We start from the raw sequence: 23,839 nt of genomic DNA, 5'->3' as shown, positions 1-23,839 counted from the left end.
TGATCGTCGAAACGTAGATAAATTATCGATAAAATGTCAACGTGGTTTCTAAAGTGGATCTGCTGGGGAGTTTGAATAATGTTGCAGAGTTCCGATGCGCCAGGCCCGATCGTGTCCTCCGCCCATCTGGCCGCAGGCGAGCTTCCGGCTTTGTCGGAGTTTGAGTTTGGGCTGATCCTGGCCTCTCATGCGTTTCATCGCTGGATCGTAAGGGGCATGGCCGCAGCGGGGCTGTCAGATTTGTCACCAACAGACATCTTCGTGCTTCATTCCGTGCACCATCGGTCGAAGCCGAAGCGCCTGGCCGACATCTGCCTCGTCCTGAACATCGAGGACACGCATGTCGTCAGCTACTCGGTGAAAAAGCTCGAGCGGCTCAAACTTGTGGCCAGTTCTAGGGTGGGCAAGGAAAAGATGATCTCGGCGACCGATGCCGGTTCCAAGGCCTGCGAGCGGTACAGGGCGATTCGGGAGACCCTTCTCGTCGGCCCGGTCACCTCCCTTGGTCTGGAGCCAGAGACCTTGTCGCGACTGGCCAGTCAAATGCGAACCTTGTCCGGCTATTACGACCAGGCCACCCGATCAGCGGCATCGCTGTAGGACTGAATTCGTAGGGGTACGGGGATGGAACTCAAGGAGGTCGAGGCGTTCTACTGGAGCGCTACGCTGCGCAGCTTCTCGAAGGCGGCTATTCGTCTGGATACCTCTCAACCGACGATCTCGGCACGCATTGCGTCATTGGAGCGCCACCTCTCCCTTCGGCTGTTCGACAGGAGTGGACGGGAGGCGAAGCTGACACCGAGAGGCCTGGAAATGCTCACCTGGGCCGAGCGCATCCTCAGTCTGCACCAGCAGGCAATCCATGCCATGTGCGGAGGCGTCGGCACTGAAGGCATCGTTCGGGTCGGAACCTCTGAAACCATCGTTCATACCTGGCTGCCGGATTTCGTGCAGGCCTTCGAGACGCGGTTTCCGCGTCTCAGCCTCGAACTGACGGTCGATACCACTCCCAACCTGCGAGACGAACTCGCCGGTCAGGAGATCGACCTCGCCTTCCTGCTTGGCCCCGTACCCGACCCTTCGATCCAGAGCCGGATGCTGTCGACCTACAAGCTGAGTTTTGTTGCAGCCCCTCGCCTAGGGCTCCTGGGGCGGCCCGTCGCTCTCGAGGAACTCGCCAATGTCACGAACATCACCTACGGACGCAGAACGCGGCCGACGATTGCTCTCACAGATCTCTTTCGCTCTGCTGGAATGGCGCCGCCCCGGATGATCACGTCGGCCGCTCTCTCCGCGAATATCAGGCTGGCGATCGACGGCGCCGGAGTAGCGATCCTGCCGCCAGCCCTCATCCAAGACGAGATTGCATCCGGGAAATTGGGCGTAATCGAAACGAATATTGTCCTGGATCCGCTCCGCTTCACCATCTCATACCATAAAGCGCTCTCGAATCCTGTGAGCGAGGCCGTTGCTGATCTGGCCCTTGAGATCGCCCGCAAGACCCATCAGGAAAGCTGATAAGTCACACAGGGATCGAGACTATTGATTGTCAATTCCCGTCAAGCCCTAATGGATCGCAAGAATAGATATTCAATTACCGTAGGGAACCGACAATGAACGACGTGCCGCGCCGCGCCGGCTACGATCTGGCAACGGGCATCGATGTGCGACAGGCTGCACGAAGCGGCAGGCTGACAGAACAAACGTCGGGCCTGGCGCCCGGATTCGTGCAGGGCAACCTCGCGATCCTTCCCGCGGACTTAGCCTCGTCCTTCCTGCGTTTCTGTCAGAGGAATCCAAAAGCCTGTCCATTGATCGGCGTCTCGGAGCCGGGGGATCCGCGGATCCCGGAACTGGGGATCGATCTCGACATCCGCACCGACCTCCCCCTCTATCGCGTATGGCGCGACGGCGAGCTTGTCGGCGAGGTACCGGATGTATCTTCGGTTTGGCGCGATGATCTCGTGTCGTTCGTTATTGGATGCTCCTTCTCCTTCGAAGAGGCATTGATGGCGGATGGCATCGTCCTCCGCCACATCACAAATGGCACGAACGTACCGATGTACCGGACCAACATCTCCACTCAACCGAGCGGACCATTTCATGGCCCTGTGGTTGTCTCCATGCGGTCATTCAAGCCTGCGGACGCGATCCGGGCCATTCAGATCACATCGCGCTTTCCTTCGGTCCACGGAGCGCCGATTCATATCGGCAAGCCAGAAATGATCGGGGTCGAGGATCTCAACGTTCCCGACTATGGGGAGCCGGTGCATGTGGCCGATGATGAGATCCCGGTCTTCTGGGCATGCGGGGTCACCCCGCAATCTGTGATCGCCGCGGCCCGGCCCTCCTTCGCCATCACCCACGCTCCAGGCTTCATGCTGGTCACCGACCTCAAGAACAGCCGGCTCGCGAATGGCTAGCGCAAAGTGCGGAACCGATGGGCCGCGTCCGCGACCCGAACGGTGCCATGCTCAAGAAATCGAGCACCGGACACAAAAGAGGGCCACCTCGATCCGAGGCTCCAAGATAAGAACAACGCATCCAACCACAAACCAAAGGGTATCAGCTGTGAAATCAACCTTGTCGCTCGTGACAGCGGGCATTCTCTCGCTCTTCGTTGCCGGGACTGCGTCGGCGCAGGAACTGCCGAAGACTCACCTGAAGGTGGTTGGCGCGTGGGGTAACCTCTCGCAGTACAAGAACTTCGAGCAGCCCTTCTGGACCAAGGAAATCACTGAGAAGTCGAAGGGCGCCGTCACGGCCGAAATTACCCCCTTCAACGAAATGGGCATGAAAGGCGCGGAGATCTTCCGCCTGATGCGCCTCGGCGTGATCGATTTCGGCTCTACCGTCCTTGGCTATGTGGCAGGCGACGATGCCCGCAACGAGGCTGTCGATCTCGCCGGCCTTGCTCCCGACATCGCGACCGCCCGCAAGGTCTCCGATGCCTACAAGCCGGTCTATGACAAGTTCTATGGCGAGAAGTTTGGCATCAAGGTTCTCGGAATTTGGCCCTATCCTGCGCAGGTCATTTACTGCAACGGCGAGGTCAAGAGCCTTGCTGACCTTAAGGGCAAGAAGGTGCGCACTGGCAACCGCACGCTCGCGGAGTTCGTCGAAGCCCTCGGCGGCACCGGCGTGACGATGACCTTCAGCGAGGTCGTCCCCGCTCTGCAGAACAAGGTCGTCGACTGCGCGATTACCGGCACACTCTCGGGCAACTCGGCGAAGTGGTACGAAGTCTCGACCCACATCCTGGAGCTTCCCGTCGGCTGGAGCCAGGTGATGTTCGGCGTGAATCAAAAGCGCTGGAACAGCCTCGATCCCAATGTCCGCAGCTTCCTGGAGAAGGAGATCGCGGGACTTGAGGACCGGATCTGGAAAGGTGCCGACGAGGAAACGCAGCAGGGCTTCGATTGCAACACCGGCAAGGACACCTGCAAGCTCGGCACGAAGGCAAGCATGACCTTTGTGCCCATTACTGACGCTGATCGCACGCTTCTCAAGAAGGTGCTCTCCGAGACCGTGGTTCCGAAGTGGGCGGAGCGTTGCCCGGGTGACTGCGTCGCGAACTGGAATGCCACCGTCGGGAAGATCGTGGACATCCAGGCCAAAGCCAACTGAGTCGCAGCACTCATTCCCGGAGCCTCCCCAAGCTTGGGGAGGCTTCCTATAAGGTTGAAATTGGCATGATCTCTCTTCTTGACCGCTGGCTTGCGCTCGCGGATCGCCTCTCCATTCTGGCGGTCCGGATCGCCGGCGCTATGATGCTGGCGGCTGCGTTCCTTGTCGGGTTCGACGTTTTATTACGCAAGACGGTGCTGATAACGCTCGGCGGCGCGGACGAATTGTCCGGCTATGCATTTGCCGTCGGCACGACTTGGGCCCTGGCCTTCACATTGCTGCGCCGGGCCAACGTCCGCGTCGATGCGCTCTATGAGCGGCTTCCGGTCAGAATCACGTGCAGTCTCGATCTCCTGGCGCTTCTGTCGCTCCTCGTGTTCGTAGGGTATCTCGCCTGGCGAGCGGTGCTCGTCCTTCAGGACTCACTTCTCTTCAGCACGCGCGCAACAACGCCGCTCGGGACGCCCCTGTGGATTCCGCAATCGCTTTGGATCGTGGGTTTCCTTCTGTTCCTCTTCACAATCGTTCCCTTGATCCTGAGGGCCGCGATTGCCCTGGCCACGGGCGATTTGCCCAAGGTTCGCCAGCTCGCGGGCGCCATGACCCTCGAGGAAAGTGCGGCCGAAGAGTCAAGCCACACCGCCGAGCTTCGTGCTCCCCATCCTGGGTCGGAACGCTGACATCATGCTCGCTACTACACTCATCATTCTCCTCGGGCTCCTTGCCGTCTCCATTCCGGTCGCGGCAGCCCTCGGCGTCCTCGGCCTTGTTCTTGAGCAGTTGTACAGCACAATGCCCCTGAGCCTGGCCATGGGGGAAATCGCCTGGTCCGCCGGCCGGGACTTCCTTCTGGTTTCGATCCCGATGTTCATCCTGCTCGGCGAAATCCTGCTGCGCTCCGGCGTCGCCGAAAGGATGTACGCCGCGATGGTCAAGTGGCTGTCCTGGCTGCCGGGCGGGCTCATGCACTCCAACATCGGAGCCTGCGCGATCTTCGCAGCTACGTCCGGATCCTCCGTTGCCACGGCGGCGACCGTGGGCACCGTCGCCCTTCCGCTCGTCGACCGCCACGGCTACAATCAGCGCCTGTTCCTCGGGACGCTTGCCGCAGGCGGAACGCTGGGCATCCTGATACCCCCGTCGATCAACATCATCATTTACGCGGTTCTGACCGACACCTCGATTCCAAAGCTATATCTGGCCGCGATCCTGCCAGGTCTCGGACTTGCCGGATTGTTCATGTCGCTCATCGTCGCTGCGTGCCTGTTCAAGCCAGCCTGGGGCGGGACACGCATTCGGACAACATGGGCGGAGCGTTTCGCCAGCCTCCCCGATCTGATCCCTCCGATGATGATCTTCCTGGTGGTCGTCGGCTCAATCTATGCCGGCCTCGCCACGCCGACGGAGGCTGCGTCGCTCGGGGTGATCGCCGCACTGGTGCTTGCTGCCTTTTACAGAAAGCTTAACTTGAGAATGCTGCTCGAGGCATTCGAAAACACCATGAGGACGACGGCGATGATCATGCTGATCATCATCGCCGCGTACTTCCTCAACTTCGTGATCACGGCGATCGGGCTGACGCAGATGCTCACGGATGCCGTAGCCGGGCTGGGTCTCTCCAAGTACCAGATGCTGTTTGCCGTGGTGATCTTCTACCTGATCCTGGGGTGCTTCATGGAGACGCTCTCGATGATGATCACGACGATCCCGATCATCGCGCCCGTCATGACAGCCCTTGGCTTCGATTCGATCTGGCTGGGAGTGGTCATCGTCATTCTCATCGAGGCGGCGTTGATCACGCCTCCCGTGGGGCTGAATCTCTATGTCGTGCAGTCCCTGCGCAGCAAGGGAAGCCTCAACGACGTGATCGTCGGGGCCCTCCCCTTCGTGATCGCGATGATGGCGCTCATCGTGCTCCTCGCGTTCTTCCCTGGCCTGGCCCTGTGGCTGCCCTCCCGATTCTGAGGCTCATCTTGCTTACATTCAATCGTATTTCCCGCACTGGCGAGGATCGGATCGGCCTCGATCCGCAGGCATTGGTCATTGCAGGTTGGGCGGGCCGAGACGAGCACGCGATCCAGCATCACATCGAGGAACTCGCGGCCATCGGCGTTCCGCGTCCGTCGTCTGTTCCCGTTTACTATCGGGTTTCGGCCAGCAATCTAACCCAGTCCGAGCGCCTCGTGGTTCTCGGACCCGACTCCTCTGGTGAGGTCGAGCCCGTGCTGGTAGCGCTCGCCGATGGCTATTGGATCGGCATCGGATCCGACCATACCGACCGAAAGGCCGAGACGGCGGGCATCGCGCTTTCCAAGCAACTCTGCGGCAAGCCGATCGGCAGCACCCTGTGGCGGCTGGAAGAACTGGAACCTCACTGGGATCAGATCATCCTGCGCTCTTGGGCGACCGTCGATGGCGAACGGGTGCTCTATCAGGAAGGGACACTGTCCGCCCTCAGGACTCCCCGGGACCTCATTGGCCGTCGTCCTGACGGGCTGGAGATCGCGCCGGGAACCGTGATGTATTGCGGAACCCTTGGGGCGATCGGCGGCATCCGACCAGGCACCCGCTTCGAGATGGAGCTCGAGGACCCGGTGCTCAACCGCACCATGCGGCACGCCTACGAGATCGAGGCTCTGCCGGTTGTTTCCTAGCCGCGGCTCGATGCCCGGAGATAATAGTCGTGGATCTATCCTTCTGGGCGCTCCTCGCCGTCAAAATGCTAATCGCCGCCGCCATCGTGGTGACGGCATCAAAAATCGTGGAGAGGAGCGGCCCTTTTCTTGGGGCTATGATCACGACCCTGCCGATTTCTGCCGGACCGGCATTCGCGTTCCTGGCGGCCGATCATGGCGCCGCCTTTATCGCCGAGAGCGCCCTGGCCGGGCTTCCGGTCACAGCTGCTACCATCATCTACATGGTCGTCTATGCCACCGTTGCCCAGCGTAGCGGCGTCCTCATGAGCATCGGGGCAGCGTTTGCAGTATGGGCGGCTTTTCTCTCCATCATCCTGCAGGGACAATGGACTCTCGGCGGCGCACTCGCTCTGAACGGGGCAGTCTTCGCAGTGTCGTTAGTCTATGCGCGCAGACTGATGGGAACGGCCATGCCGCCTCGCCTGCAGAAGAAGTCCTGGGACATTCCGTTCCGTGCCGCCCTGGTCATGACGGTCGTCGGAGGCACTATTCTGGCGGGCCGAACGCTCGGCCCTTCAATTGCGGCAGCCGCCGCGCTGGCTCCCGTGGTGCTTATAAGTCTTGCCCTGATCCTGCACCCGCGCATCGGCGGAGTGGCAACCGCTTCCGTCGTGGCGAACGGCGTTCCGGGAATGCTCGGATTCGTCGGGGCCCTATGCATCCTCCACCTCGGAGCGGTCCCCCTGGGCGTCGTCCCAGCGCTCATCCTTGCCCTGGCGACAAGCCTTTGCTGGAACGCTACCCTGGTAGCCGTGCGAAGCCGGCACCTGCAGATGCGAAAGGCCTGAAACAGCCCTTTTGGCTTGTATGGCGGCGATGAACTCGTCCTGGCGGCAAGACGATGCAGCGGTTCCTGTGAACCGCTGCATTTGCTTCAGGAGGCGAAACTCCGCTCCACGCTCGCCGCGATTTCAAGCAGGGTCCTGTCCTGTCCGTTACGGGCCATCAGCATGAGGCCGACCGGACGCTGCTGGTCAGGGATCGGAAGAGAGATGCCGGTCAGGTCGAAAAGGTTTCCGACCATGGTGTTGCGCAGCATCAGCAGGTTGGTCTGCCTGTAGAGCTGATCATCCGCGAGCAGAGGCGCGAGCGGCGGTGCCGTGATGGCCGTCGCCGGCATTGCAAGAGTGTCGATGGATCTCAGGCGGTCGTCCATCACTGCAATCAGAGCATCGCGTTGGCGCATCATGCGAATATAGACGTACGCAGGCAAGGTTGCGCTTTGGGCAATTCGCCCCCGGACGCGCGGATCGAAATCCTGAGCTTTCGAGTCGAGCCAGTCCGCATGAATTTCAGCCGCTTCCACGGACGCGATCGATGCCTGGGACGTAGCCCTTTCCATGGCGGCAATCAGATCGTCGATGTTGACATCGATGATCGTTGCTCCGGCCTTCGATAGCCGGCTCAGGCTTTTCTCGAAGGCCTGCGCTACCATCGGCTCGGTTTCGGTGAACAGGCGGCCGCGCGGCACGCCGATCCTTAGGCCCGCGAGTGGATAGGGATCGAGCACTCGCGGCTCCTCCCCGGCCATGACCGCATCGGCGAAGGCGCAATCCTGCACCGTGCGGCCGAGCGGACCGATGGAATCGAGGCTGTAGGAAAGCGGGAACACGCCGTCGAGCGGCACTCGGCGCGTCGACGGCTTGAACCCGACGATGCCGTTAAGCGCGGCCGGAATGCGCACGGAGCCGCCAGTGTCGCTTCCGATGGAGATCTCGCTTGTCCCCTCGGCCACTGAGACACCCGCGCCGGAGGACGAGCCACCCGGAATCCGCTCCGGGGCCACCGCATTGCCGGGCGTGCCATAGTGCGGGTTGAGGCCGAGACCGGAGAATGCGAACTCGACCATGTTGGTCTTGCCGATGATCACCGTTCCCGCCTGCCTCAGCCGGTGGACGACGACCGCGTCACGGGCGGCAGGCGGCGCGTCGCGCAGCACGATGGAGCCCGCCGTGGTGGCTTCGCCGGCGACGTCGAACAAGTCCTTGATCGAGACAATTGCCCCATCGAGCGGACCCAGTGAAACGCCCGCCTGCCTCCGGGCATCGGCGGCATCAGCTGCGGCGCGAGCTGCGTCTTCATAAAGTCTCAGGAACACACGCTCATTGTCGGCTCGTTGGGCCAGTCGGGCCAGGATGCTTTCCAGCTTGTCTCTTGTCGTCCTCATGGCACTACCAGGTTGGGCAGCTCTTTTTGCCGCCTATGACTGAGGTTAGTAATCGAGGAATGACATGTTGCCAAATTTTGCAGCGTCCGTGCAGGTCTGTAGAGGACGCAATCGTGGACATGGCATGCTTCGATCAAGCAGATGCTCCGTGTCAACGTTCCAGTCCATGCCCTGCGCCTGGTATCGGCCATGGTCTCCCCGACCATTAACAAGGCTACCATCGTGACGGGACAGGCGAAAGGCGGTTGATGATCCGAACGTCGCTGATACAAGTACAAGCAGCAGAGGTTTGCGCAACCAGAGTAATTCTATGAGGTTTCCGTGAAGATACCGACATTGCCATTTACCGTGACGGATTGGTCGAGCATGCCAATAACCCAGCATGCTGGGGAAACTGGTCAAGCAATCTGGCGGACGTTCACTGTTGGCGATCTGCGGGTTCGTCTGGTCGAATACACGCCGGGCTATGTTGCCGATCACTGGTGTGACCGCGGCCATGTACTTTACGTTCTCGAAGGTGAGCTCGATACGGAATTGCAGGATGGACGCATGTTCAAACTCAAGCCAGGCATGAGTTACCAAGTGTCCGACCACGGCGATGCGTCTCATCGATCCTCAACCCGGACGGGAGCGAAGCTCTTTATCGTGGACTAGGGCTTTAGCGAGGGAGATCCGACGAGAGCTCCAATGGAGGAGCCAATTAGGGCAGATCCGTGCAGTGCACCTTCCAGCAGATGAGTTCACCATCGTCGATGTCTAGCCGCTTACCTACTCGTAGAAAGCCATTGCGTTCCAGAACCCGCTGCGAGGGATGGTTGTGGACCGATGTTTCTGCCGTGACAGCCGTCACGCGAGGATCGGAGCGCGCCCATTCCGCGAGAGTTGCGATCGCACTTCTTGCATGACCACGGCCTTGACGAGATGGGGCGATCCCATACCCAATATCGATGACACCACCAGACGGCGCGCGTGTCAGCGAGCACAGGCCGATGATTTCTCCGCTCTCAACGATCCACCAAGCGGCCGGTGCGAATTGCGGACGGATGCGAGCAGCAAGTTCACGCAACATCTGGAGGACCGCGCGGGGTGCTATCTCGCTGTCGGATAGCACGAGGCCGTGTGGGGCTTCACCACCGAGCATAGCGGAGAAATCAGCATCTTCGGCGCTAATCAGCATGCTCTCTCCGTAGGACTAGAAAGATCTTCTGGCTGGACACCCCTCCTGTCCGGCGCCCCGTCGCCCGCTGCGCCCCTTGGCGACATATGGCAGCGCGAACATGTAGAGGCCGGAAAACAAGAGCAGGAAGAGCGGTAGCAGAGGCGAATAGACCACCAGGGCGGGCGGTTCCCCCAGCCCCATGGCGACGAAGTTGGCTGCGACGGTCACCGTGAAGACGATCGACAGCCAGCGGTGACCCTGCCGAATCCAGTTGTCCCAGTTCATTGTGTCTTCCTCTTGAGGATGAGCCTTAGCGGATCGGGCGACCCACCCAGCAGCGGATTTCAACCAATGCTTTCCAAGACCTTTTCCAGGTTCGCAAGGAATCCCTGCCACCCCGCCTTGGCGCCCCCGAAGGCCTGCTTCTGGTCGGGCCGGAAGCCTGACTGCTCCATGCGCAGGAGGGTCCCCGCGCTCGTCGGGACCAGAGTAAAAGTCACGACGCTTCTCAGATCGAAGGCCGCATCGTCGTGTGTGAAATTCCAGGTGTAGGACAGCATTTCGGTGGGCACGATGGCGAGAACCTCGCAATCCAGCACGCCGCCCCAGTCGCCGCTCAGATGGAAACGATGGCCCACGACCGGCATGAAGTCGTTCTTCATGAGCCACTCGGCGATCAGGTGCGGCTGGGTGAGCGCACGCCAGATCTTTTCGGGCGGATGAGGGATCTCGCGCTCGACAACGACGGAGCGCACTTCGGTCAGCGTTTCGTTCATTGGTCCATCCTTTTCAGCAGGTCTTCGAGGTCGTCGAACCGGCCTTGCCAGAAGCCGGCCATCCGGCTCGTCCAGTCGACCAGCGGGGCCAGGGCTCGCGGCTGTGCGCTGTAATGCGTCTGGCGGCCTTCATGGCGGCCGCGCACCAATCCGGCCTGCTTCAGGGCGCTAAGATGCTTCGAGACGGCCGGCTGCGAGATTCCGGCCTGAGCCGTCAGGCTCCCGACCGTCTGCTCTCCATCGCGGCACAGCCGCTCGAAAATGGCCCGCCGGGTCGGATCGGCAAGCGCTCTGAAAACCATGTCCTGAGGGTGCGCCATTCGACTCATAACTCATTGGCTATTGAAAAAATCAATAACTATCAGGTTATGCGTGAGTCAAGCGGCAGCGTGGAGAGGCCCAGGGATTCACGTCGTGACGCCGACTGCCATGAGCAGAATTCGGGTGATGCGGAAGGCCCGCCTCGCGTCACGTGACGGGCCTAGTATGCTGTATCAGGCAGCGACAGCCTGCTGGCGCAGGACATCCTCCAGGCCAACCTCGCCCACAAACCCGCCACTGCTGACAGCGGTGTCGCCACGTTCGATCGCATGCGCGAACCGGACTGCCGGATCCGCCTCGAGCTTCTCGAACAGGCGCTGCAAGCCCGGATAGTCGCGGCGATCGACCACATCATGATACTTGGTCCACCGCGCGATGCCGGCGAAGTAGGCATCGGCCAACGTGGGCCGGTCGCCCAGCAACCAGTCCTTTTCACCCAGCAGCTGTTCCAGGTCGGCATGGGCCTTGGCCACCTTCGCCGCGCCATAGGCCCTGAGGATGTGCTTGTCGGGTCCATCGAGACCGTGCTCGAGGGCGTACCAGAGCGGCCCGAAGGCGGCGAAGAAGCTCGTGTTCAGGAACGCGAGGACCTGGTTGAACCTGTCGAACCCCGGCGAGCCCTGGACGAAGGACAGTCCCCTGTTGACGCCCCGCGCGCCGAGATGGTGGAGGATCGCCATGCTCTCGCTGATCCGCTCGCCCGTAGCCGTGATCAGCGTTGGCGTCTCGCCGATAGGATTGATCCGGCGGTAGGCTTCGCCCTGCACCACCGCCGGCATCTCGATGCGGCAGAGCCGGTAAGGCTCTCCGAGCCATTCCATGGCAACGATCGATCCGAGCGAGCAACCCGATGGGATGCCGTACATGAGGGTTTGAATCATGGGGTGTCTCCTTGTGTCTGTAACCACAACACCATGCCACCATGGACTTTGACCCTGTAGGCGGTATCTTTGAGCCCTAAAGTCCACATACGTGAACGATCGCACATGAAGTTCAACTTCAACGATCTGCATCTCTTCGTCGAAGCGGTGAACAGCGGGGGCTTCGCCGCCGCTGCGCGTCACCTGGGCGTTCCCAAATCGACGGTCAGCAAGCGCGTCGCCGAGCTCGAGGCGGATCTTGGGATCCGTTTGATCCATCGGACCTCACGCAGCTTCGTGCTGACCGATGTCGGAACGGATTTCTACGACCATGCCCAGGCGGCCGTCACCGAGGCGCAGGCGGCTGAAAGCGTGGTGCAGCGACGACAGGCGGAACCAGCAGGTAAGGTGCGGATCAGCGCCTCCGTGCCGGTGGCGCAGTTCCATCTCGCCGATCGCCTGCCCGCACTTGCCCGCGCCTATCCCAAGCTGGACCTGCAACTTCACGTCACCGACCGGTTCGTCGACTTGGTCCGGGAGGGTTTCGACATCGCGATCCGGAGCCATTTCGCTCCGCTCCCTGACTCCGATCTCATGCAGCGCCGGATGAAGGTGGAGCGGATCACGCTGGTCGCCTCGCCGGATTATCTGGCCAGGCGGGGCAGACCTGGACGGCCCGAGGACCTCGCCGGCCATGATGGCGTCCTGACGAGTCCTACATCGAGGGCATGGAACCTAAAGCACAATGACGGTCAGGAGGTTCAGGTCACACCGACGGTGCGGCTCATTGCCGATGAGTCCTCGGTGCTGTTGAAGGCAGCCGCAGCGGGACTTGGCATCGCCTGCCTTCCCGAAGCCATGTCGGCGGCGTCAAGAAAAAACGGGGAATTGGCAACGGTGCTCCCGGACTGGACCGCCGGCATCGTGACGTCCACGATCCTGACGCCTCATCGCCGCGGCCAGCTACCCGCCGTCAGGACAGTCATCGATTTCCTGGCGGACGGCTAACGGCAGCAGCCGACGCTGCCACTGAGACCTACGGCATCAAATGCCAGATGCGCGCCACGGTCATGACGGCGGAGTGGTCTGCGAAAGGACGGGATCCCGCCCCTGGTTAAGGTGTTCTTCGCTACTGGCGAAGAAGTCCTAGACGATGCCGGGAGGTCTCCTCCGGGTCAAGCAGCGGGATCGCCCAAACTTTCCGGGCATCAGGATTGATGCGGAATGCTACCCGTCGGGCTTTGGCCTGAGGCGTACCAGCAGCGGTCCGCCCTCACCTCACGCTCGATCGAGCATGCGTCTCACCTTTGACGCCAACTCGACATAGGTGAAGGGCTTTCCGATCAGGTGCACTCCGGAGTCGAGGCGGCCATGATGGACGATGGCATTGGCCGTATAGCCAGTCGTGTAAAGCACAGGGAGACCCGGCCTGCGTCGTGTGACCTCGTCTGCCAGCGCCCGTCCGTTCATCCCACCAGTCAGGACCACATCCGTGAACATCAGAGCGACCTCCGGGTGCTGTTCCAGGGCGGCCAGAGCCCCTCGCCCGTCAGCGGCCTCAATCACACGGTAGCCGAGGTCGCGAAACGCCTCCACCGCATAAGCGCGAAGAGCAGGCTCGTCCTCCACGACGAGAATGGTCTCGCCGGAGCCTTTCATGATCACCGGGTTCTTCACAGGCGCTTCGGCAGGCCCGTCGTCCGAACCCCTCAGGCGAGGCAGGTAAATCTTGATGGTCGTGCCCTCGCCCAGCTCGCTGTAGATCCTGACGTGCCCGTTGGATTGACGCACGAAGCCGTACACCTGGCTCAGGCCCAGTCCGGTGCCCTTGCCTGCCTCCTTGGTGGTGAAGAACGGCTCAAACACCCTCTCGATCGTGGCATTGTCCATGCCGGTTCCGGTGTCGGAGACCGCCACGAGCACATACTGCCCAGGCGGCACCGGCTCAGCCAGTGCTTCCACATACGCCTCATCCAGCCGAGTATTAGCCGTCTCGATGGTAAGCTTGCCGCCATTCGGCATCGCATCACGGGCATTTACCGCGAGGTTGACGATGGCATTCTCCAACTGGTTCGGATCGGCCTGCGTCCGCCAAAGACCGCCGGACAGGACCGTCTCCAGCACGACCGTCTCGCCCAGCGTCCGCCGCAACAGTTCGGACATGTCGGCCACCAGCTTGTTGGCGTCGATGGGCTTGGGGTCGAGCGGCTGCCGCCGGGAGAAGGCCAGCAGTCGCTGGGTCAGGGTCGCGGCGCGCCGGGTTGCCTCCATCGCATGATCCGCCGCGCGCTGGAGCCGCTCCTTGCCCTCCGGCAGGCGGCGTTGCAGCAGTTCAATGTTACCGACAATAATGGTGAGCAAGTTGTTGAAGTCGTGCGCGATTCCGCCGGTGAGCTGGCCGACCGCCTCCATCTTCTGGGCCTGCCGCAGAGCCTCTTCGGCCTTCATGCGTTCGGCGACCTCCTGGGCAACCCGCTCCTCCAGCGTCTCGTTCAGGCGCCTGAGCTCCTCCGTGGCCTCCTCCGCCTTCCGTCGTGCAAGCAGCAGCTCGCGCTCGTACTTGCGACGGTCAGTGGCGTTGAACAGGGTGATGCGGTGAACAACAGGCTTTCCGGTTGCGTCCAGCTTTTGAATTGTGTTGGCCAGGACCGGCAATAGTCGTCCATCGGCGCAGGTCAAGTCGAAGGCGATCTCGTTGACGAAACCCTGCATCCGCAGGAGCGGCGCGAAGTGGGTGTCGTAGAAGATCCTGCCGCCGATGCTCAAGAAATCCTGGAAGCACCTGTTCCCGACGAGGTCCCGTCGATCCATGCCGATCCAGGTGAGAAATCGCTGGTTGGCTTTGACGATGGTGCCGTCCGGCAAGGTCGAAAGGTAGCCGCAGGGGGCACTCTCGTAGAGTTCCTCAGCCGTCTCGGTCAGCGGGCCCTGGTCGATGGTCACAAGGCTGCCGTCCCAACGGGGGCCGGATTGCGCAAAAAGGCTCTCACGGCAGCAATCGTCTCCTCGGGCGCGCTTAGGTTCGGGCAGTGCCCGGTCGCCTTCATCAGGATGAGCTCGCTGTCTGGAAGGTTCCGGTGCATATAATGCCCGACGGCCTCGGGAGCGATCACGTCCTGCGAGCACTGAAGGATCAGCGCCTTCGTCGTCAACTTGGGCAGATCAGCCCGGTTGTCCGAGAGGAAGGTCACGCGTGCGAAGTGCTTGGCGATCTCGGGATTCGTGCGGCAGAAGCTGTTGGCGAGTTCCTCGCCAAGTTCCGGCCGGTCCGGGTTGCCCATGATCACCGGGGCCATGGTGCTCGACCAGCCGAGATGGTTGCTGTCGAGGAAGTCGAGCAGTCCCTCGATGTCCTCCTGCTTGAACCCGCCGACATAATCGCCGTCGTTGATGTAGCGTGGCGAGGGACCGATCAGGACGAGACGGTCGAACCGTTCCGGCTCCTGAATGGCGGCCAGAACCCCGATCATGGCGCTGACCGAGTGGCCCACGAAGATTAGATCCTTGAGGTCCAGCTCACGGCAGATCGCCAGCACATCGTCTGCGTAGCCCTGGAGGGCGTCGTATCGGGCCTTGTCGAAGATGGTCGCATCCGACTGCCCGTGGCCGACATGATCGAACAGAATGATCCGGTGGCTGTCCTCGAAGGCCGGAGCGATGAAACGCCACATGTTCTGATCGCAGCCATAGCCATGGGCGAAGAGGATGGGCTGCTCGCCACGGCCGGAAACTTTGACATTGTTACGCTTGAGAACGGCAGACATGAAAGCTCCGTGCCATCGACGGATGGATATGGTTGGGGCCGCTCGCGTCCGCTGCAGGCACGACCTTTGCAGTCCAGTTGTCCTATGTAGGCATCCCTGCTCCCGTTTCAACGCTGTCCGATTCCATCCCATGCCTCCTCTGAAGACGATCCAAACCGAGGCAAACATTCATGTTCCGACCTGTCGATGAACGTCAGCCTGTTCCTGCTGAAGCGGAACAAGGCGTTTGACCTGGAGCGTACCAGGAGAGGACGAGCGGACGTGCCGCGAACACGTTCAAGCTCGCCGCCGGGATCGCCCGCTTCGGCCGAGCCTATGAAACGGTGCATGAAAACGCCGGATCCCGATGTCCAAGGCACCTGATGAATTGAAATTCATCAAGCGAGGGCTTGCGCCAAATAAGGTGCCGTACGGCTGCCCGATGCTTTTGCCACTTCGACTGGCGGACCTGACGCAACCACCTGCCCGCCCTCATCGCCGGCCCCTGGGCCGAGATCCATGACCCAGTCACTTCTCGCGGCAACGCGCATGTCATGCTCAACCACGATGACTGTGTTGCCGGCGTCGACCAGCCCGACGAGCTGAGCCACGAGCCTCTCGACGTCGGCGGGATGCAATCCGGTCGTCGGCTCGTCGAGGACGTAGAGCGTATCGCCGCGCTGGATCCGTTGGAGCTCGGTCGCAAGCTTGATCCGCTGCGCCTCCCCTCCGGACAACTCGGTCGCGGGCTGGCCAAGCCGCAGGTAGCCCAGACCCACCTCGCGCACGATCGTGAGGGAACGATGTAAAGGCGCCTCGTCGGCGAAGAACTCCCAGGCTGCATCGACCGTCATTCCAAGCACGTCAGCGATGGATTTGTCCCAGTATTTGATCTTGAGCGTGTCGGCGTTGTACCGGGCCCCATGGCACGTCGGGCATGGCGCATAGACGCTCGGCAGGAAAAGCAGCTCGACCATCACGAAGCCTTCGCCTTCGCAATGCGGACAGCGACCCTTGGGGACATTAAAGGAAAAGCGTCCCGCGTCGTAGCGACGGGCGCGTGCCTGCTTGGTTGCAGCGAACAGCTTGCGGACATGATCGAAAAGACCAGTATAGGTTGCAAGGTTCGAACGCGGTGTGCGTCCAATCGGCTTCTGATCGACCCGCACCAGACGTTTGATCCCTTCCATGCCACTGATGATCCGGCCTTCGCTTGCCATTGTCGCGGCCCGCTCAAGCTCCTCGCCCTCATCCTCCGGCTCGGGGATATCGTGCCCCAGATGCTCCGCCACCAACTCGACCAGCGCCTGGCTGACCAAGCTCGACTTGCCGGAGCCGGAAACGCCTGTCACGGTCGTGAGCACGCCTAAGGGAAATGCGACGTTGAGCGCGTGCAGATTGTTGCGCGTGACCCCGGCGAGGCGCAGCCACCCTTTCGGTGGCAGCGGCTCCCGAGATGGGAGGGAGCTTTCGCCGAACAGGAAACGCCGGGTCTGCGAGGCCTCGACCTTCCTCAGCCCGTCCGGCGGACCGCTGTAGATCACGAAGCCTCCCTGTTCGCCCGCGCCAGGTCCGACATCGACGATCCAGTCGGCATGGCGGATAACATCGAGATTATGCTCGACCACGAATTGCGAGTTCCCGGACGCCTTCAGTTGCCCAAGGGCATTCAGCAGCGCCTCCGTATCTGCCGGATGGAGTCCGGCCGAGGGCTCATCGAGTACATAAACAACGCCGAAGAGGTTGGAGCGCACCTGCGTGGCCAGCCGCAGCCGTTGGAGTTCACCGGGCGAAAGCGTCGGGGTGCTGCGGTCGACGGAGAGATAGCCGAGCCCGAGATCGAGCATGACGCTGAGCCGGGCGACAAGATCCTGCGCGATGCGCTGAGTGACCACTGCCTTTTCAGGATGCTCCGCCTCGATCTTCGCCACCCGCGGGGCCGTCCCGTCCGCATAGGGTCGGAAGATATCGGAGAGACGGGCAAGCGGCAGACTGGAGAGGTCGGCGATGTCCAGCCCCGCAAACTTGACGGACAGCGATTCAGGCCGAAGGCGCTTGCCGTGACAGAGCGGGCACTCGGTGCTCACCATGTACTGCGCTACGCGCCGCTTCATCATCGGGCTCTGCGTGGTGGCGAAGGTGTGCAGCACATGGCGCTTGGCGCTGGTAAACGTCCCCTGGTAGGCCGGCTCCTCCTTGCGCTTGAGAGCGCGCCGAACCTCCTGCTGGGTATATCCGGGATAGACCGGAACGGTCGGCTGCTCGTCGGTGAAAAGAAGCCAGTCGCGATCCTTCTTGGGCAGGTCCCGCCAGGGCAGATCTACGTCGAAGCCGAGCGTGGTCGCGATGTCGCGCAGGTTCTGGCCATGCCATGCTGTCGGCCAGGCGGCAATCGCCCGCTCGCGAATGGTCAGCGTGTCGTCCGGCACCATCGATCGCTCGGTGACCTCATAGACCCGGCCAAGACCATGGCAGCGTGGGCACGCCCCCTCGGGCGTATTGGGCGAGAACGACTCGGCGTAGAGGATCGATCGGCCGCGCGGATAGTCGCCGGCTCGGGAAAAAAGCATGCGCAGCAGGTTGGACAAGGTCGTGACACTGCCCACTGAGGAGCGCGTCGTCGGCGAACCGCGCTGCTGTTGAAGCGCGACGGCAGGCGGCAGACCTTCAATATCGTCCACATCGGGAACCGGCATTTGATGGAATAGCCGCCTGGCGTAGGGCGACACCGACTCGAGATAGCGTCGTTGCGCCTCTGCATAAAGTGTCCCGAAGGCCAGGGAAGACTTTCCGGAACCGGACACGCCCGTGAAGACAACAAGAGCATCGCGCGGGATCTCAAGATCGATATTCTTGAGATTATGCTCGCGGGCCCCACGGACCCGGACGAATCCCATTCTTTCCTGCGCAGCCGTCGGTGAATGGGGCTGAAGATCTTTCTGCATCGGACGGCCTGGCGAAATGACGGATCAGCGAACATTTAGGGCGATCCCATGCTCTCGCCAGAGGAATAGCCTCCAGCTCTGCGCAGCGGCGCCTCAGGATGCATGATAGCGGGACATTGGCCGGACGCTCAGGAGATGGCCTCCGTGCAGTCGGACTGCGCGGAGCATCCTCCGCGCAGCAGGCCCATAGTGGCCGAAGACCTTTTCCATCGCTCCCGGCTCGTTGTGGACAGCCAGCTTTTCCATGATGGTTTTACTGGCCTCGTTGAGGCCGACAACCTCCACCTCGACACCTTCGCGGCGGAACTTCAGGACGGCACGGTCCACTGCATTGACGCCAGTGAGGTCCCAGATGTGTGCCCGGCTGACGTCGATGCGGACTCGCTTCACGGGTTCTCTGAAGTTGAAAGCCTCCATGAAATCCTCTGCCGAAGCAAAGAAGAGCTGCCCCTCGACGAGGTAGTCACGCTCTTGCCCATCGGCCGTAAGGGTCGAGGTGACGCAGAAGATCTGCGCCACCTTCCAGGCGAAGAAGATGCCGGAGAGAAGAACGCCGGCCCCGACCCCGAGAGCGAGGTTGTGCGTGCCCACGACCGTGACGACAGTTGCCAGCATGACGATGCTGGATCGCCTGGGATGCTTGCCGAGATCAATGAGGGACGACCAGCTGAAGGTACCGATCGAAACCATGATCATGATGGCGACAAGCGCCGGCATCGGGATGATACGCACCAGATCGCCCAGGACGAGGATCAGGAACAGCAGGAACGCTCCGGCCACGAATGTCGACAGCCGCCCGCGTCCACCCGATTTCACGTTGATCACCGACTGCCCGATCATGGCGCAACCGGCCATGCCGCCGATGAAGCCGGTGCAGAAGTTGGCGATACCCTGCCCGATGGCTTCGCGGTTCTTGTCGCTGCCGGTGTCGGTCATCTGATCGACAATTGCGGCCGTCAGCAGGCTTTCGAGCAGGCCGACGGCGGCAACGCTGAACGAGTAAGGCAGGATGATCCAGAGGGTCTCAAGCGTAACGGGGATGTTGGGGATCAGGAACGCGGGCAGACTGTCCGGCAAAGCACCGAGGTCGCCAACAGTGCGAACGTCTATACGAAGAAAGGCGCTAAGCACCGTCAGAACGATGATGCAGACAAGTGGCGACGGAATGGCCTTCGTAACACGCGGGAATAGATAGATGATCGCAAGTGCCCCGCGGCATCTCGTCCTATCGGAGCGTGTACAGATAAGCGGCAATGTCCCGGGCCTGCTGGTCCTCCAACCCCATGTTCGGCATGGCGTTGCCGGGCACGATGGCCTGCGGGTCGCGCAGCCAAGTGACCATGTTGTCTGGCGTGTTGCGCAACAGTCCCGCGACATAGATGCGGCGTCCCATCTGCGTGAGCGGCGGGCCGACGAGGCCGTTCGCGCCAGTGATCCCAGGTATGGTGTGGCAGGTGCCGCAACCGGTCTGGGCGATCATGACGGCACCACGGCCGGGATCGCCACCGAAGCTCGTCGGGACCGGAGTGCCGCTTCCGCGCGATTGCGCACCCGTCACCTCCTCGCAGCCAGCCATGACGAGAAGCAGAACCAGCATAGAGCCCATGGCGGCGTATTTCTGCAAACTTGCGGCCGCGCGCATTTCAGAAGCGCGCAGCCACAGCACAAACAGGATCGCGATGGTGGCCATGTAGACGAAGCCGGCCGGGATCCACATGATGAGCCCGGCGAGATGCTGGTCCTCCAGGGGCGTCAATCCCCAATGCGCCGCGCCTTCCGCATGGGCGGGATAGAAGGCGCGTGAGGTCAGCACCATCAGGGCACCCGGCAGGGCGCTCAGGACCGCGGCTGTCGCCACAAAGAGCAGTGTCGCGCCGTAATCGAGCCTGCGCCGCCCGGACGGCTCGATCACCACCGACCAGAATGCGAAAGCGCTGGTGAAGAAGCAAAGATGCTCCACGACGTGGACCGGCTCGTGCGCAAGCGCCCAGCCGTAGGGTCGCGGCAGATGCCAGAATGCGAACAAGCCGCAGAAGGCCAGCCAAACCGATAACGGCGCGGTCAGAACCCTGAAGAAGCCCCCTAAACTGCCGCCTGCCCAGAGCCGTCCGAGCGCCTTGCGCTTGCCGCGCGGCAGGGCCCAGAGGAAGACGAGCAGCGGCCGCGCCCGGACTAAGAGCGGTGCCGCGACGAGCATCAGCACCAGATGCTGGACCATGTGGCCGGAGAAAAGCTCGGCCCCAAGGGCATCGAGCGGCGACAGCAGCGCGAGGACGAGCGAGGCAATCCCGCCCGCGAACGCGGCTATTTCGGCGCATCCGGCGATGCTCCGCGCGCCGGTCCGTGCACGCGTGCGCCGCAGACCAAAGCCGTAGAGCACCACCGTGAAGGCAAGCGAGACGACGACCCAGCCGTCGAGATTCCAGTGGGGCCCGCCTATCTCGCCCGCATGCGCCGATGCGGCGTCGGTTGCCTCCAGGGTCCAGAGGACGAGAGCCGAATATCTCAGCTTCCACATAACGGCACCGCGAAGACGGCGATCGTGTCGAACACGATTGCGATGGCGAACCACACGCCGGACCAGATGCCCCAGACGGCGAGAAACCGCGTGCGGCCCTCACCGGCCTCTAGCAGCCTGCCGTGACCGCCGGAGGCCTCCTGGCTGATGAGTCTCCAGTTCCGATAGGAGATTGCGGTCCCGATGCAGGCGACAACCAGGGCCGCAATATTGACCGCCACCAGGACCGGCATGACCCAGCCCCATCCGGGAATGGCGTGGGCATAAAGGTAATCGCTCGGGAAGCAAGCATGGCTTGACAGACCGTAATTGACGAGAAGCTGAAGGCCCCAGGCCACCGGGGCAGCGAGCAGGCCGGTCCAGAGCAGGCCCATGCTGACGTGCCTGCCGTGGGGGGCCGGATGCCCGATCCCATAGCTTCTCATGATGGTATCCGACATGGCTTACCCCAGATAAGGCGTGATGTAGAGGCTGAAGAACACCGTCAGCCACACCACGTCGACAAAGTGCCAGTAGATCGCCCCTATGGAGACCGGTGCATTGCGCTCGGAATCGAAGTAGCGCATGAGCGACCAGGTGAGCAGCACCAGGAGCATCACGAGCCCGGCGACCACATGCGCCATGTGAAAACCCGTGATCGTGAAGTAGAGCGAACCATAGGCGCTCGACGCATAGGTGAACGGCTTGTCCTTCCACTCGAGGATCTGGATCATCACGAACACGCAGCCGAGGATGAATCCGCCGAGGAGGCCGAGCACGAGCTGCCCCCAGGCGCCACGCTTGGCGCTGCGTTCCGCCCACCACACAACGACGCTGCTCACGATCAGGATGATGGTGTTGGGTAGCGACAGGCGGAGCTTCGGCAACTCGCTCGGCAGCCATTCGCGCCCGTATTGAACGGCGAAGTAGTAGTAGCTGAACAGCAGATAGGAGAACAGCGAGCCCTCCGTCAGGATGATGGTGAGCATGCCCCACCAGCCCGAAGCCTTGTGGCCAATGCTGCCGACAGGCAGCGGACGTGGGCGCGCGGCGGTTGCAGGTATCGAAACATTGGTCATGGGTATATCGCTCATCGATCCCACCTCGCCGACTGGCCGAGCTTCGGCTCGGGCCACAGCCACACCAGCAGGCCCATGAACATCAGCCACGCGCACATACCCGAGAACACCCACCAGTGCAGCAGGAGCCCGGCGAAGCCCGCGGTCATCACGATGGCGACCACGAGCGGACTGTAGGAATCCCCGGGCATCTTCAGGATCGCGTCCGGTTCAGCGTCAAGCGGTGTTGTGGCAAGCATCTCCTTGCCGTCGTCGAGCACGAGGCCGCGATGGGTGGAAGAGTGTCCCATGCCCTCCTTGATCCTGTCTTCCCAAAGCGGATGGCGGCTCGCCACGGCGGGAATTACGGCGAAGTTGTAGGGCGGCGGAGGCGATGGGGTCGCCCATTCGAGGGTAGGACCATCCCAGGGATTGGGACCCGCGACGGCGCCGTTTCGCACGCTCACGACGATGTTGATCACGACCAGAAGGATGCCGATGGCCAGGATAAAGGCACCGACGGAGGTCACCAGGTTCACCGTGTCCCAGCCCATGCCCTCCTGATAGGTGTAGATGCGCCTCGGCATGCCTGCGAGACCGGTCCAATGCATGGGGAGGAAGGCCAGATTGAAGCCGAGGAGGACGATCCAAAAGGTCCATTTCCCGAGACGCTCGTTCAGCATGCGCCCCGCCATCTTCGGAAACCAGACGAAGAGCCCGCCAACCACCGGGAACAGGTTGATGCCGATGAGCACATAGTGAATGTGCGCCACCACGAAATAGGTGTCGGTGAGCTGGCGGTCGGCAGCGACCGAAGCGGTCATCACACCCGACACGCCGCCGATGACGAACATCGAGATGAAGCCCGCGAAGAACAGGAACGCCGTGGTGATGACCGGGCGTCCGGTCCAGATGGTGGCCACCCAGGCGAAGACCGCGACAGCGCTTGGAACCGTGATCACGAAGGATGCGCCGCTGAAGAACGACAGCGCGATGAACGGGATGCCGGTCGCGAACATGTGGTGCAGCCACACGCCGAAGCCCATCACCATGGTGGCGACCGTGCCGAGCACCACCACCGTATAGCCGACGAGCGGACGGCGGCAGAAGATCGGCAGCGCGTCAGACACGATCCCCATGGCCGGCAGCACGATGATGTAGACCCACGGATGCGCGAAGATCCAGAACAGGTGCTGCCACAGCAGCGGTTGGCCGCGCGCAGTGGAGTCGAAGAAATGCGTGCCGAACTGCCGGTCGGCCCACAGCATGAAACAGGCGAGCGTCACGGCGGGCATGGACAGGAGGATGCCCACCGATGTGGTCGTCGTACCCCAGGTCAGGATCGGCAGGCGGTTGATCGACATGCCGGGCGCGCGGGTGCGCAGGACCGTGACCAGAAAGTTGATCGCGCCTGCTGTAGTCGAGATGCCGAGGAGGATCATGCCGAGCGCATAGAAATCCATGTTCGGACCCGGATTGTAGGGCTTGAGCGCATAGGGCGTATAGTTGAACCATCCGTCGTTCGGTGCTGCCGCCACCAGAAAACTAGCGTACATGAACAGGCCCGCCGCCAGATAGGCCCAGTAGGAGAAGGAGTTCAGGCGCGGGAAGGCGAGATCACGGGTGCCGAGGATGAGTGGGAACAGATAAGCGCTGAAGCCGGTCAGGACGGGCTGCGCATAAAGGAAGATCATCGTAATGCCGTGCATCGAGAAGAGCTCATTGTATTGCTCCGGCGTCAGCACATGCAGGTTCGGCCGCGCGAGCTGAATGCGCATGATGAGCGCCTCGGTGCCGCCCAGGATCAGGAACGCGAAGGCGGTCACGATGTAGCGGATGCCAAGCTCCTTGTGATCGACCGTCGAGAGCCAGCCGCCGAGGCCAGGCTTGGTCTCCCACGTCTTCTCAAGTTTCGAGGCGACCGGCGAGTCGTAGTCCGCCCGTTCGAGAGTGGGAGCCCGTTCGTAAGTTCCGACGGCCACGCTACGTC

At 61.9% G+C, this 23,839-nt stretch carries 23 protein-coding genes and 1 pseudogene; 10 read left to right on the top strand and 14 right to left on the bottom strand.

The features are described from left to right. The first annotated feature begins 78 nt into the window (after nucleotides 1-78). From AC522E_RS07495 to AC522E_RS07460, 8 genes are all read left to right on the top strand, one after another. Nucleotides 79-600, top strand: a complete 522-nt coding sequence (locus AC522E_RS07495; protein ID WP_500749779.1) for a winged helix DNA-binding protein — start codon at nucleotides 79-81, stop codon at nucleotides 598-600. Nucleotides 601-624: 24 nt separating this feature from the next. Beyond that, nucleotides 625-1,518: a LysR family transcriptional regulator gene (locus AC522E_RS07490; protein WP_500749778.1), complete on the top strand. Its 894-nt coding sequence runs from the start codon at nucleotides 625-627 to the stop codon at nucleotides 1,516-1,518. Between the two features lie 95 nt (nucleotides 1,519-1,613). Beyond that, nucleotides 1,614-2,423, top strand: a complete 810-nt coding sequence (locus tag AC522E_RS07485) for a putative hydro-lyase (RefSeq protein WP_500749777.1) — start codon at nucleotides 1,614-1,616, stop codon at nucleotides 2,421-2,423. 169 nt (nucleotides 2,424-2,592) lie between these two features. Beyond that, the gene (locus AC522E_RS07480) at nucleotides 2,593-3,627 is read left to right on the top strand and encodes a TRAP transporter substrate-binding protein (RefSeq protein ID WP_500750608.1); all 1,035 of its coding nucleotides are present in this window, start codon (nucleotides 2,593-2,595) and stop codon (nucleotides 3,625-3,627) included. A gap of 65 nt (nucleotides 3,628-3,692) precedes the next feature. After that, nucleotides 3,693-4,307, top strand: a complete 615-nt coding sequence (locus tag AC522E_RS07475; protein ID WP_500749776.1) for a TRAP transporter small permease subunit — start codon at nucleotides 3,693-3,695, stop codon at nucleotides 4,305-4,307. 4 nt (nucleotides 4,308-4,311) lie between these two features. Continuing rightward, nucleotides 4,312-5,592, top strand: a complete 1,281-nt coding sequence (locus tag AC522E_RS07470) for a TRAP transporter large permease (RefSeq protein ID WP_500749775.1) — start codon at nucleotides 4,312-4,314, stop codon at nucleotides 5,590-5,592. A gap of 5 nt (nucleotides 5,593-5,597) precedes the next feature. Next, nucleotides 5,598-6,281: a DUF2848 domain-containing protein gene (locus AC522E_RS07465; RefSeq protein WP_500750606.1), complete on the top strand. Its 684-nt coding sequence runs from the start codon at nucleotides 5,598-5,600 to the stop codon at nucleotides 6,279-6,281. Between the two features lie 29 nt (nucleotides 6,282-6,310). Next, nucleotides 6,311-7,111: a hypothetical protein gene (locus AC522E_RS07460; RefSeq protein ID WP_500749774.1), complete on the top strand. Its 801-nt coding sequence runs from the start codon at nucleotides 6,311-6,313 to the stop codon at nucleotides 7,109-7,111. An 86-nt stretch (nucleotides 7,112-7,197) separates the two neighbouring features. Here AC522E_RS07460 and AC522E_RS07455 read toward each other — a convergent pair whose 3' ends face one another. Then, nucleotides 7,198-8,490 carry an amidase gene (locus AC522E_RS07455; protein ID WP_500749773.1) on the bottom strand — a complete coding sequence of 431 codons (1,293 nt, stop codon included), beginning with the start codon at nucleotides 8,488-8,490 and terminating at the stop codon, nucleotides 7,198-7,200. A gap of 321 nt (nucleotides 8,491-8,811) precedes the next feature. Here AC522E_RS07455 and AC522E_RS07450 point away from each other — a divergent pair, with 321 nt between their 5' ends. Beyond that, nucleotides 8,812-9,144, top strand: a complete 333-nt coding sequence (locus tag AC522E_RS07450) for a DHCW motif cupin fold protein (protein WP_500749772.1) — start codon at nucleotides 8,812-8,814, stop codon at nucleotides 9,142-9,144. Between the two features lie 46 nt (nucleotides 9,145-9,190). Here AC522E_RS07450 and AC522E_RS07445 read toward each other — a convergent pair whose 3' ends face one another. The 5 genes from AC522E_RS07445 to AC522E_RS07425 form a co-directional block, all read right to left on the bottom strand. After that, a complete protein-coding gene (locus AC522E_RS07445) occupies nucleotides 9,191-9,667 on the bottom strand; it encodes a GNAT family N-acetyltransferase (RefSeq protein ID WP_500749771.1) in 477 nt (158 codons plus the stop codon). A gap of 15 nt (nucleotides 9,668-9,682) precedes the next feature. Continuing rightward, the gene (locus tag AC522E_RS07440; protein ID WP_500749770.1) at nucleotides 9,683-9,934 is read right to left on the bottom strand and encodes a hypothetical protein; all 252 of its coding nucleotides are present in this window, start codon (nucleotides 9,932-9,934) and stop codon (nucleotides 9,683-9,685) included. Nucleotides 9,935-9,993: 59 nt separating this feature from the next. Further along, nucleotides 9,994-10,425 (bottom strand): SRPBCC family protein, encoded by a 432-nt coding sequence (locus tag AC522E_RS07435; protein ID WP_500749769.1) that lies wholly within the window; start codon nucleotides 10,423-10,425, stop codon nucleotides 9,994-9,996. Beyond that, entirely contained in the window at nucleotides 10,422-10,745 is a 324-nt protein-coding gene (locus AC522E_RS07430; protein ID WP_500749768.1) for an ArsR/SmtB family transcription factor, read from the bottom strand. Before AC522E_RS07430 ends, AC522E_RS07435 begins: the two co-directional genes overlap by 4 nt. Nucleotides 10,746-10,919: 174 nt before the next feature. Next, nucleotides 10,920-11,627 carry a glutathione S-transferase family protein gene (locus tag AC522E_RS07425; RefSeq protein WP_500749767.1) on the bottom strand — a complete coding sequence of 236 codons (708 nt, stop codon included), beginning with the start codon at nucleotides 11,625-11,627 and terminating at the stop codon, nucleotides 10,920-10,922. 105 nt (nucleotides 11,628-11,732) lie between these two features. Between AC522E_RS07425 and AC522E_RS07420 the strand changes: the two genes are divergently transcribed. Further along, nucleotides 11,733-12,614: a LysR substrate-binding domain-containing protein gene (locus tag AC522E_RS07420; RefSeq protein ID WP_500749766.1), complete on the top strand. Its 882-nt coding sequence runs from the start codon at nucleotides 11,733-11,735 to the stop codon at nucleotides 12,612-12,614. 270 nt (nucleotides 12,615-12,884) lie between these two features. Here the strand turns inward: AC522E_RS07420 and AC522E_RS07415 are convergent, their stop codons facing one another. The 8 genes and pseudogenes from AC522E_RS07415 to ctaD all read right to left on the bottom strand — a co-directional run bounded on the left by AC522E_RS07415 (nucleotide 12,885) and on the right by ctaD (nucleotide 23,831). Beyond that, entirely contained in the window at nucleotides 12,885-14,549 is a 1,665-nt protein-coding gene (locus AC522E_RS07415; RefSeq protein ID WP_500749765.1) for an ATP-binding protein, read from the bottom strand. Further along, nucleotides 14,546-15,370, bottom strand: coding sequence for an alpha/beta fold hydrolase (locus AC522E_RS07410; protein ID WP_500749764.1), 825 nt, complete (start codon nucleotides 15,368-15,370; stop codon nucleotides 14,546-14,548). The genes AC522E_RS07415 and AC522E_RS07410 overlap by 4 nt, the downstream gene beginning before the upstream one ends. A 377-nt stretch (nucleotides 15,371-15,747) precedes the next feature. Beyond that, the gene (locus tag AC522E_RS07405) at nucleotides 15,748-18,246 is read right to left on the bottom strand and encodes an excinuclease ABC subunit UvrA (protein WP_500749763.1); all 2,499 of its coding nucleotides are present in this window, start codon (nucleotides 18,244-18,246) and stop codon (nucleotides 15,748-15,750) included. A gap of 237 nt (nucleotides 18,247-18,483) precedes the next feature. Next, nucleotides 18,484-19,500 (bottom strand): annotated as a pseudogene (locus AC522E_RS07400) (SulP family inorganic anion transporter); the annotation flags it as partial. Nucleotides 19,501-19,519: 19 nt separating this feature from the next. Then, entirely contained in the window at nucleotides 19,520-20,812 is a 1,293-nt protein-coding gene (locus AC522E_RS07395; RefSeq protein WP_500749762.1) for a cytochrome c oxidase assembly protein, read from the bottom strand. Next, nucleotides 20,800-21,237 (bottom strand): hypothetical protein, encoded by a 438-nt coding sequence (locus tag AC522E_RS07390; protein WP_500749761.1) that lies wholly within the window; start codon nucleotides 21,235-21,237, stop codon nucleotides 20,800-20,802. The genes AC522E_RS07395 and AC522E_RS07390 overlap by 13 nt, the downstream gene beginning before the upstream one ends. Before the next feature lie 18 nt (nucleotides 21,238-21,255). After that, nucleotides 21,256-21,885, bottom strand: a complete 630-nt coding sequence (locus AC522E_RS07385) for a cytochrome c oxidase subunit 3 (RefSeq protein WP_500749760.1) — start codon at nucleotides 21,883-21,885, stop codon at nucleotides 21,256-21,258. Then, entirely contained in the window at nucleotides 21,882-23,831 is a 1,950-nt protein-coding gene (gene ctaD / locus AC522E_RS07380; protein WP_500749759.1) for a cytochrome c oxidase subunit I, read from the bottom strand. Before ctaD ends, AC522E_RS07385 begins: the two co-directional genes overlap by 4 nt. Nucleotides 23,832-23,839: the final 8 nt, after the last annotated feature.

This window comes from Microvirga sp. BF8, assembly GCF_059888585.1.
This window is presented reverse-complemented; position numbering and strand designations above follow the sequence as displayed.